A 13,558-nucleotide genomic window follows, 5' to 3' on the forward strand; every position below is an offset into this window, starting at 1 on the left:
TTCGTCACCGGCGACGGCGGAACGGCTGATTTCCGCCGCGCGCGCATTGACATCGCTTGGGCGCGTCGCCAATTCGAAGGGGTGGTGCAGACACCGGCTTTCGTTGAAAGGCGGGGGCAATCTCCCTATAACCCGACAAGGCCCGCGTGGCGTGTCGACGAACAACCGGAAACGGCACCGTGCCGTTTCCCCAGTGAAGGATGTCTTGATGCCTTGGAGCAACCAGAACGGTGGCGGCGGCTGGAAGGGCGGCGGGGGCGGTGGCCCCTGGGGCGGTTCCGGCGGTGGCGGCCCTTGGGGGGGCGGCCCGCAGCGTGGCGGCGGTGGAGGCGGTAACCCGCCGGACCTGGAAGAACTGCTCAAACGCAGCCAGAACACGCTGAAAACCGTGCTGCCCGGCGGCGGCAATCTCGGCTTCAAGGGCATCCTGCTGGCGCTGATCATCGCAGCCGGCATCTGGCTCGCAACCGGGTTTTACCGGGTCGATCAAGGACAGGTCGGCGTCGAACTGGTCTTCGGCGAGGTCGCGGGACAGACGTCTCCGGGCCTGAACTACAACTGGCCCTATCCGGTCGGCAGCGTCTATACGCCTGAAGTCCTGCGCATTCGCGAGCTCACCGTGGGCCTGCGCGAAAGCGTCAGCGGCACCCGCGTAACCAGCCAGGACGTCGTCGAGGAAAGCCTGATGCTGACTGGCGACGAGAACATCGTCGATGTCGATTTCAAGGTGCAGTGGCGCATCCGCAATACGCCGGAAGGCGTGTCCAACTTCCTGTTCAACATCCAGGATCCGGACGGCACGGTGAAGGCCGTCGCCGAGAGCGCCATGCGCGAGGTCGTCGGCGAGAGCAACGTCGACGCCATTCTCGGTGAGAACCGCACCCCGATCCAGGTCGCCGTGCAGGAGCTGATGCAGACCGCGCTGGACAGCTACGGCGCCGGCGTCGAGGTCACCGAAGTGCAGATGCAGAAGGTCGATCCGCCGCAGCAGGTCATCGAGGCCTTCCGCGACGTGCAGGCCGCGCGTGCCGACCAGGAGCGCATCCAGAACGAGGCCCAGGCTTACGCCAACCGCGTCGTGCCGGAAGCCCGAGGCGAGTCCGCCCGCATCCTCGAAGCCGCCAATGCCTATCGCGAGCAGACGGTCGCCGAGGCCAACGGTCAGGCCCAGCGCTTCGTGAAGATCCTGGACGAGTACCAGAAGGCTCCGGACGTGACCCGCGAGCGTCTCTACCTGGAGACCCTCGAGCAGGTGCTCGGCCGCAATACCAAGATCATCATCGACGAGAGCGCCAGCGGCTCGGGTGTCGTGCCCTACCTGCCGCTCGACCAGCTCAACCGAAACCAGGGCGCCGCCCGTAGCGGAGGCAACCAGTGATGAAAAACGGTCTTTTCGGGATCGGCGGCATCCTCGTCGCCGCAGCCGCCCTCGTCTTCTATCTGTCGGTCTTCATCGTCAACCCGGCCCAGCAGGTGCTGGTGCTGCAGTTCGGCGAGATCAAGCGGGCAGAGCAGGAACCGGGATTGAAGTTCAAGATCCCCTTCGTCCAGAACGTGGTCTATTTCGACAAGCGCGTGCTTGATCTGAACATGCCGCTCATCGAGCCGATCCTGTCGGACAAGAAGCGCCTGGTCGTCGACGCCTTCGCCCGCTATCGCATCACCGATCCGGTGCTGTTCTACCAGACGGTGAACAATATCGGCGAAGCGAACCAGCGCCTGTCCACCTTCCTGCAGTCGAGCCTTCGTTCGGTGCTCGCACGCGCCACCTTCGTGCAGATGGTGCGTGACGACCGTTCCGGCCTGATGGACCAGATCCGACAGGACGTCGCCTCGCGCGCCGCCCCCATCGGCATCGAGGTGGTGGACGTGAAGATCCGCCGGGCCGACCTGCCGCAGACCAACTCCGACGCGGTGTTCCGCCGCATGCAGACGGAGCGTCAGCGCGAGGCGACCGAGATCCGCGCGCAAGGTGCCGAGCAGGCGCAGCGCATCCGCTCGCGTGCCGAGCGCGATTCCACCGTCATCGTCGCCGAGGCCAATCGCGACGCCGAGGTGATCCGCGGTGACGGCGATGCCGAGCGGAACCGGATCTTTGCCGACGCCTATACCCGCGATCCGGAGTTCTTCAGCTTCTATCGCTCGATGCAGGCGTATGCGGAAGGTCTCAAGGCCGGCGACACCTCCATGGTCCTGTCGCCGACTTCCGAGTTCTTCCGCTACTTCCGCGATCCCAGCGGCACTCCGCGCGCGCCGGCGCCCGCCGCCTCCGGCGACGCGCCCGTCGCCCGGGGTCCGCTCGCCCAGTGAGCGATCTCTGGGTCGCACTGGGCCTCGTCCTGGCTCTCGAGGGAGCGCTTTACGCGCTCGCCCCGGGAGCCATGAAGCAGGCGATCCGGCAGATGCTGGAATTGCCGGAAGGGATCCTGCGGACAGGCGGACTGATTGCCGCCATAATCGGCGTTTTCATCGTCTGGCTTGTCCGCGGTTAGCCCTTGCGCGAAACTTAGCCCTTGCGCGAAACACGGACGCAGACTTTGCCAGGGCCGGCCGGGGCGCATACCGCTCCGGCCCGCCGCCAGTGATCGCGGGGTGCGCCCCCCGAACCCAGATGGAGGACAACGGCCGATGGCCCTGTTGAACACCCACCAGCGTCAGGCCAGCCCGTCCGGCACGACCGGCTCCCGCCCTGTCGCGCGCCGGCTTGCCGCCGCCGCCCTTGCCCTTGCCCTTGCCGTGCCTGCCACCCTCGCCGACCACAGCGCGGCCCGGGCCCAGGCGCCGGAGTCGATCCCCGATCTTGCAGAATCGCGGCTCGACGCGGTCGTCAATATCTCGACGGCGCAGAACGTCACCGCGCAGCGCTCCGTGCCGCTGCCGCAGGTGCCGGAAGGCTCGCCCTTCCAGGAGTTCTTCGACGAGTTCTTCAACCGGCAGAACCGCGACAACAATCGCCCGCGCCGGGTGCAGTCGCTCGGCTCCGGCTTCGTCATCGATGCCGAGGAAGGCATCATCATCACCAACAACCACGTGATCGAGGGCGCCGACGAGATCACCGCCAATTTCAACGACGGCAGCAAGCTCGCCGCCGAGGTGATCGGCCGTGACAGCAAAACCGACATTGCCGTGCTCAAAGTGAAGCCGGAGGCCCCGCTCAAGGCCGTCTCCTTCGGCGATTCCAAGAGCCTGCGCGTCGGCGAGTGGGTGATGGCGATCGGCAACCCGTTCGGCCTCGGCGGCACGGTCACCACCGGCATCGTCTCGGCCCGGAACCGGAACATCAATTCCGGTCCCTACGACAACTACATCCAGACCGACGCCTCCATCAATCGCGGCAATTCCGGCGGCCCGCTGTTCAACCGCAACGGCGAAGTGATCGGCATCAACACCGCGATCATCTCGCCCTCGGGCGGCTCCATCGGCATCGGCTTCGCGATCCCTTCCGAGACCGCGACCAAGGTCATCGCGCAGCTGCGCGAGTTCGGCGAGACCCGCCGCGGCTGGCTCGGCGTACGCATCCAGGAAGTGACCGAGGAAATCGCCGAAAGCCTCGGCATGGACAAGGCCGAGGGCGCACTGATCGCCGGCATCACCGAGGGTGGTCCGGCCGAGGACGCAGGCTTCGAGGCCGGCGACGTGGTGCTGGAGTTCAACGGCTCCCGCGTTCCGGCCATGCACGACCTGCCGCGCATGGTCGCCGACACCCCGGTCGGCGAGGAAGTCTCGGTCATCGTCCTGCGCAAGGGCGAGGAAGTCACGCTCCAGGTCACGCTCGGCCGTCTCGAGGAGGCCGATGCCTCCGCTGCCGCCGACAGCGTGGCTCCCTCCGACGAGGCTCCGGCCAACGACACCCCGACGGTGCTCGGCATGACCCTGTCGGCGCTCACCGAGGAGCTGCGCACGCAGTACACCATCGGCGCCGACGTCAAGGGCGTGGTGGTCACCGCCGTCGAGGAGAGCTCGGGCGCGGCCGAAAAGCGCATCACCGCCGGCGACGTGATCGTCGAGGTGGCGCAGGAGACCGTCTCCTCGCCGGCCGACATCACCGCGCGCGTCGAGGCCCTGAAGGGCGAAGGCCGTCGCCTCGCCCTGTTCCTGATCTCGAACGCGCAGGGCGAGGTCCGCTTCATCCCGCTCACCATCGAGCCGTAAGGCGAGCGGAAGGGCCGAAGGGCCCTGCCCGAACGAAAAACAAAGGCCGCGGGCATGCCCCGCGGCCTTTTTCGTGCCCCGACGAAGAGTTCAGATCAGCCGGCGGCGAACTCGCTCGCCCGGTACCCCTGGAAATACAGCAGCGCGGTCAGGTCGCCATGGTCGACCCGCGCATCGGCCGCCGCCGCAACCGCCGGCTTGGCGTGATAGGCAACGCCCAGCCCCGCCCGCTCGATCATCGCCAGATCGTTGGCGCCGTCGCCGACGGCAATCGCCGCCTCCGCCGCCAGCCCCTTCTCGGCGAGCAGTTCCTCCAGCCGCTGGCGCTTGGCCTCGCGTCCCAGGATCGGCTCGCCCACCTTGCCGGTCAGCCGCCCGTCGGCAATGCCCAGCGTATTCGCCCTGTTCTCGTGGAAGCCCAGCTGTTCGGCGATCTCCGCGGTGAAGGCGGTGAAGCCCCCCGAGACCAGCGCGCAATAGGCGCCATGCGCCCGCATCGTGCCGACCAGCGCGCGCGCGCCCGGCGTCAGGGTGATCTGGTTCTGCAGCACCTCGCCGATCACGCTCGCCGGAAGGCCCTCCAGCATCGCCGCGCGCTCGCGCAGGGCCGGCTCGAACTCCAGCTCGCCCCGCATCGCCCGCTCGGTGATCGCGGCGATCACGTCCTTCTTGCCGACGGCGTCGGCCAGTTCGTCGATGCATTCCTGGCCGATCATGGTGGAATCCATGTCGGCGATCAGCAGGCGCTTGCGTCGGCCCTCGTGCTTCTGCACAAGGACGTCGACAGGCGCATCGGCAAGCACTTCGCGCAGCCGCGCGTCGAATTCGCCCGCCTGCTCCGGCCTGCCGCCGAAGGCAAGGTCGCAGGCGATGCCGGCGGCCAGCCAGTCGGCCGCGGAGCCTGCCGGCAACACATGGAGCGCCCGCGCGACGAGCATCTCGTCGAGGGCAGGGCGCGAGGGATTGGCGACGAGGGTTGCGACGAGCGACATCGTGAAGCGCCTTGAAAGGGAATGAGGAAGACGTGGCGAAACCGGTGACGTTGATAGCCGGACCCACGGCGAGCGGCAAGTCGGCGCTGGCCCTGGATCTGGCGGAGCGCGATGGCGCCTGGGTCGTCAATGCGGACAGCATGCAGGTCTATGCCGATCTCGACGTGCTGACCGCGCGCCCCTCGCCGGCGGATCTTGCCCGCGCGCCGCACCGTCTCTACGGCCATGTCGATGCGGCCGAGCCCTGGTCGGTCGCCCGCTGGCTGGAGGACATCGGCAAGGTGCTGGACGAGGCGCGCGATGCCGGCCGGCCGCTCGTCATCGTCGGCGGCACCGGCCTTTACTTCCGCGCGCTTGCCGGCGGGCTGTCCGCCGTTCCGCCGATCCCGGAAGACATTCGCGCCCGCCTGCGCGCCGAGGCCACGGACGCGCCCGCTGGCGCGCTCCACCGAAGGCTGGCCGAGGCCGACCCGCTGGTCGCCGCCCGGCTGGAGCCCGGCGACACCCAGCGCATCTTGCGCGCCCTGGAGGTGATCGAGGCGACGGGCCGCTCGCTCGCCTATTGGCAGCAGCAGCAGGGCCCGGTCCTGGTCGGCCCGGAGGCCGCGCGCGTGGTGCTCGCTCCGCCCCGCCCCTGGCTGCACGAGCGCATCGCCCGCCGCTTCCGCATGATGGTGGAGGCCGGCGCGGTGGACGAGGCGCGCCGCCTCCTCGCCCGCAAAATCGACCCGGACCTGCCGGCGATGAAGGCCATCGGGGTACGGGATCTCGGCCCCCTTCCCGCCTCTCTCGACGGGCTGGACCAGGCCATCGAGAAGGCCACCGCCGAGACCCGCCGCTATGCCAAGCGCCAGGAAACCTTCTTCCGCGGCCAGCTCGGCGACTGGCCGCGCCTCGACCCGGCCGACACCGCCGCCTGGCAACGCCTTCTGCGCGGGCACTCGTAATTTTACACCCCTTGATTGAATCGCCATCATTTGCGCATAAACTTCTCGTAAACGAAGTCAGGCCTGTAGCGCTCCCGCGCGAATCCTTGCAGGCACTGTCCGGTACATCCCATCATGTGCCCCAGGCTCGACGCGGCGCAGATCGCGCGACAGCCATTCTTCCGGAGGACGGGCCGCAAGGTCCCGATCCCGCCAGACCGTCTTTTACGGACAACGCGCCGCCCCATCGGCGCCGGACCCGCGAGGAGAGAGACATGGCGGACAACGCGATTCTCAAGACGCCGCGCCTGCGTCTGTCGACCTTCAGTGACGCCGACGCCGGCGACCTCCACGCCCTGCATTGCGACGAAAGCGTCAACCGCTTCCTCGCTTCGCACGAGGCGATCCGCACGCGCGAGGATGCCGAACAGCACCTGCGCGACTATATCGAGGGCCAGGACCATCGCGGCTTCAGCCAGTGGAAGGCGACGCTGCTCGACGGTGGCTTTGCCGGTCGCGCCGGCTTTTCCGTCTATCCCGAAACCTCGGAAGTGGCGCTCAGCATCTGCCTGAAGCCGAATTTCTGGGGCAAGGGCTATGCATCCGAGCTGGCCCGCGCCTTGGTGCCCTGGTTCTTCGAGAACACCTATTTCACCCATCTCATCGCCTTCGTCGCCGCCGGCAACGATCCTGCCCGCCGCATGGTGGAAGGCATCGGTTTCTCGCAGCGCCAGCGCACGGTGATCGACGGCAACGCCTTCGACTGCCTGCAGGTGCTCTCGCCGGCCCTTGCCCGCTACGCCCGCGCCAGCGCCTGAGCGAAGCTGACGGCCAGGACCCATGCCGGGTGAGCGCAATAGCTCTCAGCTTTCGCCGCGCGCCGAATATCGGTGATGCGGTGGCAGCCTGGGGCGGTGCGCGCGATCTTCCTCATCCCCCCAACCAGCGCTTTCTTGGTACGGACACTGAAAAGTCGGTAGCGTTGCGCTTATTTCAGTTGTTGCGTTTATTTCGATTACCGACGACAGTGGGCAGAGCAATGGCCCGAACCAACTCCGCAACGAGCTGGCTCTTTGCCGACCGACAGGAGGGATGTGATGCTTGCGCTGATGGACCAGACGCATGAGCCGTTTGTCGCCGACGAGGCGGAAGCGGTCATTGCCCGAACTGCCGCCGATCGCCTGAAGGCTCTCGCCGAAGCCAATGAGAGCATAAAAATCACGGTCGACGGCAAGGAAGACAGCAAGATCATCGTCCCCCTTCCCGCACGTGCCGTGGCGCTGATCTATGAGGTGCTGGAAGCGATGGCGAACCGCACTCCCATGTCGCTCATACCGCATGATGCGGAACTGACGACGCAGCAGGCCGCCGATTACCTGAATGTCTCGCGGCCCCATTTAATACGGCAACTCGAGACCGGAAAGATCGAGTTCCGCAAGGTGGGCAGTCATCGCAGGGTTCGGTTCGCTGACCTGATCCGGTATGAGCGCGACTGCCGGGAAGAGCAGAAGAAAGCCCTCACACGCCTTGCTGACGAGGCGAAGCGGCTTGGGCTTGAATGATCTCGACATTCACTGCGTTCATCGACGCCAACGTATTCTATGGCGCGAGGCTGCGAAGCCTCGTGCTTTTCGTCGCACAGACGAAGCTCTTTCGCGCCAGGTGGTCGGAGCGGATCCATGACGAATGGGTACGGAACCTCCTCGAAAATCGCCCCGATCTTCAGCCGGATGATCTGGCGGCGACTCGCGCTGCAATGAATGCCTCCATCCCCGACTGCGTGGTGGAGGGATACGAGCCGCTCATAAAAAGTATCGACCTGCCGGATCCCGATGACCGCCACGTTCTCGCCGCCGCGATCGTCGCGCATGCCAGCGTGATCGTGACCTTCAACGAAAAAGACTTTCCTCGCGAGATATTGGACGTATTTCAGCTACATACCAAACATCCCGACGAATTCCTCCAGGATGTCTTTCACCTCTCGCCGGAACAGTTCGTCAACGCAGTCAGGAATGATTTCAGCCACTACGTCGCTCCGCCATTGGCTTACAAGGACTACCTGGCCAGTTTGGCGAAGGCGGGTGTTCCGCAACTGGCGAAGGAACTCGAAGCTTTCGAGGTCCTCATGCCCTCGAACGGCCATGGCAGGTAATCGGCAAAAGGCCTCACGGTTTCGCAGCCGCTCGTCCAAAGCCTGCCTGTAGAGCATCGCCAACAGACGCAAAAAGCCCCCGGCGGAGCGATCCGCCGGGGGCTTTTTTCTCGCGTTGATCCGTACCTGCAGACAGCGGCTCAGACGGCGCGCAGTTCCTGGTGGTCCGGCTTGCTCTGGCGGGCGATCAAGCGGTTGAGCGCCGAAATATAGGCGCGGGCCGAGGCCACCAGCGTGTCGGTGTCGGCGCCCTTGCCCGTCGCCATGCGGCCGTTCGCCTCGAGCCGGACGGAGACCTCGGCCTGGGCGTCGGTGCCTTCCGTGACCGCATGCACCTGGTAGAGCGACAGGCGCGCATCGTGCGGCACGATGGTCTTGATGGCGTTGAACGTAGCGTCGATCGGGCCGTCGCCGGTGCATTCGCGGGTCTCGTGACGTCCCTCGACGTCCAGCGTCAGGATCGCCTTGCCGGCCGAGCCGGTGCCGGCGATCACGGTCAGCGCGATCACCTTGATCTGCTCGCCCTGGGTCGCGATCTCGTTCTCGACCAGGGCTTCGATGTCCTCGTCATAGACATGCTTCTTGCGGTCGGCGAGGTCCTTGAACCGGCGGAAGGCGTCCTCGAACGCGTTGTCGCCGATCTCGTAGCCCAGCTCTTCCAGCTTCTGGCGGAACGCGTGGCGGCCGGAATGCTTGCCCATCACCAGCGAAGTGGCCTTCACGCCGACATCCTCGGGACGCATGATCTCGTAGGTCTCGGCATTCTTCAGCATGCCGTCCTGGTGGATGCCGCTTTCATGCGCGAAGGCGTTCTTGCCGACGATGGCCTTGTTGAACTGGACCGGGAAACCGGACACGGCCGAGACCAGCTTGGAGGCGCGGGTGAGATAGCGCGGCTCGACCGAGCAGCTGTAGGGCAGCACGTCGGAGCGGGTGCGGATCGCCATGACGATCTCTTCCAGCGCCGCATTGCCGGCACGCTCGCCGAGGCCGTTGATCGTGCACTCGATCTGCCGCGCGCCGCCGGCGACGCCGGCCAGCGAGTTGGCGACGGCGAGGCCCAGGTCATTGTGGCAATGCACGGAGAAGATCGCCTTGTCCGCATCCGGCACCCGGGCGCGGATCTGCTCGAACATCGACTTGTACTCGTCCGGCGTCGCATAGCCGACCGTGTCCGGCAGGTTGATCGTGGTGGCGCCGGCACGGATCGCCGCCTCGACGCAGCGGCACAGATACTCGATCGGCGTGCGGGTGGCGTCCATCGCCGACCATTCCACGTCGTCGATCAGGTTGCGGGCCCGGCCGACCGTGTCGGTGATGATGTCGAGCACCTGCGCCTCGGTCTTCTTCATCTGGTGCTCCAGATGGATCGGCGAGGTGGAGACGAAGGTATGGATGCGGCCGCGCTCGGCATGGCGTACCGCCTCGCCCGCCCGGTCGATGTCGGCATGGATGGCGCGGGCGAGGCCCGCAATCACGGAGCGCTTGGTGCGCTTGGCGATCTCGGAGACCGCCTCGAAATCGCCGTTGGAGGCAATCGGAAAGCCGGCCTCGATGATGTCGACACCCATGTCGTCGAGGATCTCGGCCACCTGCAGCTTCTCCTCCAGCGTCATGGAGGCGCCGGGCGACTGCTCGCCGTCGCGCAAGGTGGTGTCGAAAATGAAGATCTGATCCTGGGCAGACATTATCCGTTTCCCTTCGGGTCGGGCCCTGCGCCGCTCGCGTGTTTATGGGGCGCGGGCCGAAATGCATTCGATCGGTGAAGGTTTCGTCCCCTGAGCGCCCGCCTCCGTTCCGCTGGGAGGCAGCCGGTGCTCAGGGGCAGATAAGGAGAAGGAGGCCGCCGCGACGCAGGGCTCCGCCGCGCGCCGTGCGCGCGTCGATCGCAAAAGCGGCATATGTGCCAGCGGCGATCATGCGGTTCGTCCAGTCCTTGCGTCTCGCCCGTCCGTTGCGGGCCGGTGGCATGGGATCCGCGCCAAGCTTGCGCAAGATTTCCCGAAAGAGGCGTTAATGCACCAAGTTGGTACCCGATCGCCTGCGCCCTTGCAAGATCCTTGCGCGGACTTTCACGTCTCCCGTGCGGCAGGCTTTCGCACGGGGCGAACAGGGCGGGGTCGCCCCCGCCCTGCGTGCAGTCTCAGATGCCTTCCGGGCCGCGCTGCAGGGCTGCAACGCCGGAGCGCGACACCTCCACCAGGCCGAGCGGCTTCAGGATGGCGATGAACTGCTCCACCTTGTTGGTCCGCCCGGTGATCTCGAAGACGAAATGCTCCGCCGTCGCGTCGATCACCGTCGCGCGGAACGCGTCCGCCAGGCGCAGGGCCTCCAGCCGCTTCTCGCCGATGCCGGCAACCTTGATCAGGGCCAGTTCCCGCTCCAGCGGCTTTTCGAAATTGCGCCGCCGCGCCTCGACCGTCAGGTTGGTCACAAGGTGCACCGGCACCAGGCGCTCCAGCTGGTGGTGGATCTGCTCGATGACCATCGGCGTGCCGGTGGTCACGATGGTGATCCGCGACAGGTGTTTCTCGTGCTCGGTCTCCGAGACGGTCAGGCTGTCGATGTTGTAGCCCCGGCCCGAGAACAGGCCGATGACGCGGGCAAGCACGCCCGGCTCGTTGTCGACCAGCACCGAAAGCGTGTGGCTCTCGACCTGCTCGAGCACCTCGGCCATGAAATAGGCGGAGGGCGCATTGAGGTTCTGTGCGTTCATCTCGTTCGTCTCCGCGATCTCAGACCAGGGCCTTGCCGGCCGCGTCGATGGCGTTGGCCACCGCCTCGTCGTTGGCCTCGTCCGGCAGCAACATCTCGTTATGCGCCTTGCCCGAGGGGATCATCGGGAAGCAGTTGGCAAGGTTCGCCACCCGGCAGTCGAAGATCACCGGCTTCGGCGTCTCGATCATCTCCTGGATCGCATCATCCAGGTCCGCCGGCTTGTCGACGACGATGCCGTGGCCGCCGAAGGCCTCAGCCAGCTTCACGAAGTCCGGCAGGCTGTCCATGTAGGAATGCGACAGCCGGTTGCCGTGCAGCAGCTGCTGCCACTGGCGCACCATGCCCATGTACTGGTTGTTGAGGATGAAGACCTTGACCGGCAGGCCGAACTGCACGGCGGTCGACATCTCCTGGATGTTCATCAGGATCGAGGCATCGCCCGCAATGTCGATGCACAGCGCGTCCGGATGCGCCACCTGCGCGCCGATCGCCGCCGGCAGGCCGTAACCCATCGTGCCGAGGCCGCCCGAGGTCAGCCAGCGGTTGGGTGCCTCGAAGCCGAAGAACTGCGCCGCCCACATCTGGTGCTGGCCGACTTCCGTGGACACGAAGGTCTTGCGGTCCTTGGTCGCCTCGTACAGCCGCTGGATGGCGTATTGCGGCATGATGATGTCTTCCGACGGGCGGTAGGCGAGCGAGTTACGCCCGCGCCAGCGGTCGATCGTCTCCCACCACGACTTCAGCGCCGGCGCGTCGAGCTTGTGCCCGCCGGTCCGCCACAGCCGAACCATGTCCTCCAGCACATGGGCGACATCGCCGATGATCGGAATGTCGACCTTCACCGTCTTGTTGATCGAGGACGGGTCGATGTCGATATGGACCTTGAACGACTTCGGCGAGAAGGCGTCGATGCGGCCGGTGATGCGGTCGTCGAAGCGCGCGCCGATGCAGATCATGACGTCGCAGTCGTGCATCGCCATGTTGGCTTCGTACGTACCGTGCATGCCGAGCATGCCCAGCCAGTTGTCGCCCGAGGCCGGATAGGCGCCGAGACCCATCAGGGTCGAGGTGATCGGCGCGCCGGTCAGCTGCACCAGCTCGCGCAGGAGCTGGGTCGCGGCCGGGCCGGAATTGATGACGCCGCCGCCGGTATAGAAGATCGGCTTCTTCGCCCGCGACAGCAGCTCCACCGCATGGCGGATCGGCTCGATGTCGCCCTTGACCTTCGGCCGGTAGGACTTGTGGGCGATGTTGGTCGGCGGCTCGTAGATGCCGGTGGCGAACTGGATGTCCTTCGGCACGTCGACGACGACCGGGCCCGGACGGCCGGCGGTCGCGACATAGAAGGCCTCGTGCAGGATGCGCGGCAGGTCCTCGATCCGCTTCACCAGCCAGTTGTGCTTGGTGCAAGGACGGGTGATGCCGACCGTGTCGCATTCCTGGAACGCGTCGCTGCCGATCAGGTGCGTCGGCACCTGGCCGGTGATGCAGACGAGCGGAATGGAATCGAGCAGCGCGTCGGTCAGCGCGGTGACCATGTTGGTCGCGCCGGGACCGGAGGTGACCAGCACGACGCCCGGCTTGCCGGTCGAACGGGCATAGCCCTCGGCCGCGTGGCCGGCGCCCTGTTCGTGGCGCACCAAGACGTGCTGGATGTCGTCCTGCTGGATGATCTCGTCATAGATCGGAAGCACGGCACCGCCGGGATACCCGAACACATGCTTGACCCCCTGGTCCTTGAGTGCCTGCAGCACCATTTCGGCGCCGGTCATCTCGCGCTTCATCGTTCCTGTCCTCGATCTTCGCGGCGTCCTCGCCCCGAACCGTCCGTTTCGTCTTCCGCCACGTCGTCCCGCGCAAGTCAGGTCCGGGCGCCCTCCGGCATGCGGCCAATAAAAAAGGCCTCCGGTGGAGGCCTTGCGCGCGCTGAGCTGTCTGGGAAACCGAGTGTTACCTCGTCCCGGCCGCGCGCGCCCCGCATACAAGAATGAGCCCGATGCTCTTCGTCACGTCAAATCCGTCCTGTCCGGCGGTGTTGCCAATGTGCCTGCCCGCGCCCCCTCGTGAGGCGCCTTCGGCAAGCGTGTCGGTCGAAAGATGCTCATGACAGGGTCATGTCGCGACTTAGCCGATCCGACGCCGCGCAAACTAGACGCGCCTCCTGCCCCGGTCAAGCGCATTATCCGGAAATTTCGCAAAGCGCCCCGCGGACTTGCCGAATATTGCAAGACCGCCTGCGCGCCGGTCTGGCGCCTCCAAGTCAAGGAGCCGTCCCGCCCCCTCTCCGGCAAAAGATATCCCCAGGCGGAAAGGGCCGTTTTGCGCGGCAAAGCCTTGTGGCGGCCTTGCTTTTTCACCGCCGGCGAAAAGACCCTTGCATCCGCCTCCCCGTCTCTGTATACACCCGTCTCACAGCGGACAGCGACACACGCTTTCCGCTTCGGGACACTGTTGCAGAGACCTTGGGCAACCACGGTATCCGGCACACAAGTCCCGAACAGCCGAAATGGCTAGTGGGTGTATAGCTCAGTTGGTAGAGCAGCTGACTCTTAATCAGCCGGTCCTGGGTTCGAATCCCCGTGCACCCACCACTTCCTTCCCTTGTCTGTCATCGACGC

General features: G+C 66.0%; 12 protein-coding genes and 1 tRNA gene. 9 read left to right on the plus strand and 4 right to left on the minus strand.

What is annotated here, in order from left to right; translation table 11 throughout:
* Positions 1-208 precede the first annotated feature (208 nt).
* From hflK to GH266_RS06480, 4 genes are all read left to right on the plus strand, one after another.
* The gene (hflK, locus tag GH266_RS06465) at positions 209-1,378 is read left to right on the plus strand and encodes an FtsH protease activity modulator HflK (protein WP_158193167.1); all 1,170 of its coding nucleotides are present in this window, start codon (positions 209-211) and stop codon (positions 1,376-1,378) included.
* Positions 1,378-2,310 (plus strand): protease modulator HflC, encoded by a 933-nt coding sequence (hflC, locus tag GH266_RS06470; protein ID WP_158193168.1) that lies wholly within the window; start codon positions 1,378-1,380, stop codon positions 2,308-2,310. Before hflK ends, hflC begins: the two co-directional genes overlap by 1 nt.
* A complete protein-coding gene (locus GH266_RS06475; protein WP_158193169.1) occupies positions 2,307-2,492 on the plus strand; it encodes a DUF2065 domain-containing protein in 186 nt (61 codons plus the stop codon). The genes hflC and GH266_RS06475 overlap by 4 nt, the downstream gene beginning before the upstream one ends.
* Before the next feature lie 136 nt (positions 2,493-2,628).
* Positions 2,629-4,152 carry a DegQ family serine endoprotease gene (locus tag GH266_RS06480; protein ID WP_158193170.1) on the plus strand — a complete coding sequence of 508 codons (1,524 nt, stop codon included), beginning with the start codon at positions 2,629-2,631 and terminating at the stop codon, positions 4,150-4,152.
* A gap of 95 nt (positions 4,153-4,247) precedes the next feature.
* Here GH266_RS06480 and serB read toward each other — a convergent pair whose 3' ends face one another.
* Positions 4,248-5,144 (minus strand): phosphoserine phosphatase SerB, encoded by an 897-nt coding sequence (gene serB, locus GH266_RS06485; protein WP_158193171.1) that lies wholly within the window; start codon positions 5,142-5,144, stop codon positions 4,248-4,250.
* A 32-nt stretch (positions 5,145-5,176) separates the two neighbouring features.
* On the opposite strand from serB, the gene miaA reads away from it, so the two are divergent.
* The 4 genes from miaA (at position 5,177) to GH266_RS06505 (ending at position 8,222) form a co-directional block, all read left to right on the plus strand.
* Positions 5,177-6,091, plus strand: coding sequence for a tRNA (adenosine(37)-N6)-dimethylallyltransferase MiaA (gene miaA, locus GH266_RS06490; RefSeq protein ID WP_158193172.1), 915 nt, complete (start codon positions 5,177-5,179; stop codon positions 6,089-6,091).
* 254 nt (positions 6,092-6,345) lie between these two features.
* On the plus strand, positions 6,346-6,888 hold the full coding sequence (locus GH266_RS06495) for a GNAT family N-acetyltransferase (protein ID WP_158193173.1): 543 nt from the start codon (positions 6,346-6,348) through the stop codon (positions 6,886-6,888).
* Positions 6,889-7,167: 279 nt separating this feature from the next.
* Positions 7,168-7,632 carry a helix-turn-helix domain-containing protein gene (locus GH266_RS06500; RefSeq protein WP_158193174.1) on the plus strand — a complete coding sequence of 155 codons (465 nt, stop codon included), beginning with the start codon at positions 7,168-7,170 and terminating at the stop codon, positions 7,630-7,632.
* Positions 7,629-8,222 carry a PIN domain-containing protein gene (locus GH266_RS06505; protein ID WP_158193175.1) on the plus strand — a complete coding sequence of 198 codons (594 nt, stop codon included), beginning with the start codon at positions 7,629-7,631 and terminating at the stop codon, positions 8,220-8,222. Before GH266_RS06500 ends, GH266_RS06505 begins: the two co-directional genes overlap by 4 nt.
* Positions 8,223-8,362: 140 nt before the next feature.
* On the opposite strand, the gene GH266_RS06510 is transcribed toward GH266_RS06505, so the two are convergent.
* From GH266_RS06510 to GH266_RS06520, 3 genes are all read right to left on the minus strand, one after another.
* Entirely contained in the window at positions 8,363-9,910 is a 1,548-nt protein-coding gene (locus tag GH266_RS06510) for a 2-isopropylmalate synthase (RefSeq protein WP_158193176.1), read from the minus strand.
* A 455-nt stretch (positions 9,911-10,365) separates the two neighbouring features.
* Positions 10,366-10,938, minus strand: a complete 573-nt coding sequence (gene ilvN, locus GH266_RS06515; protein ID WP_158193177.1) for an acetolactate synthase small subunit — start codon at positions 10,936-10,938, stop codon at positions 10,366-10,368.
* Between the two features lie 19 nt (positions 10,939-10,957).
* Positions 10,958-12,724: an acetolactate synthase 3 large subunit gene (locus GH266_RS06520; RefSeq protein ID WP_158193178.1), complete on the minus strand. Its 1,767-nt coding sequence runs from the start codon at positions 12,722-12,724 to the stop codon at positions 10,958-10,960.
* Positions 12,725-13,455: 731 nt separating this feature from the next.
* On the opposite strand from GH266_RS06520, the gene GH266_RS06525 reads away from it, so the two are divergent.
* Positions 13,456-13,531 (plus strand) — tRNA-Lys (locus GH266_RS06525).
* Positions 13,532-13,558 lie beyond the last annotated feature (27 nt).

It is taken from the genome of Stappia indica (assembly GCF_009789575.1).
Taxonomy (GTDB): domain Bacteria; phylum Pseudomonadota; class Alphaproteobacteria; order Rhizobiales; family Stappiaceae; genus Stappia; species Stappia indica_A.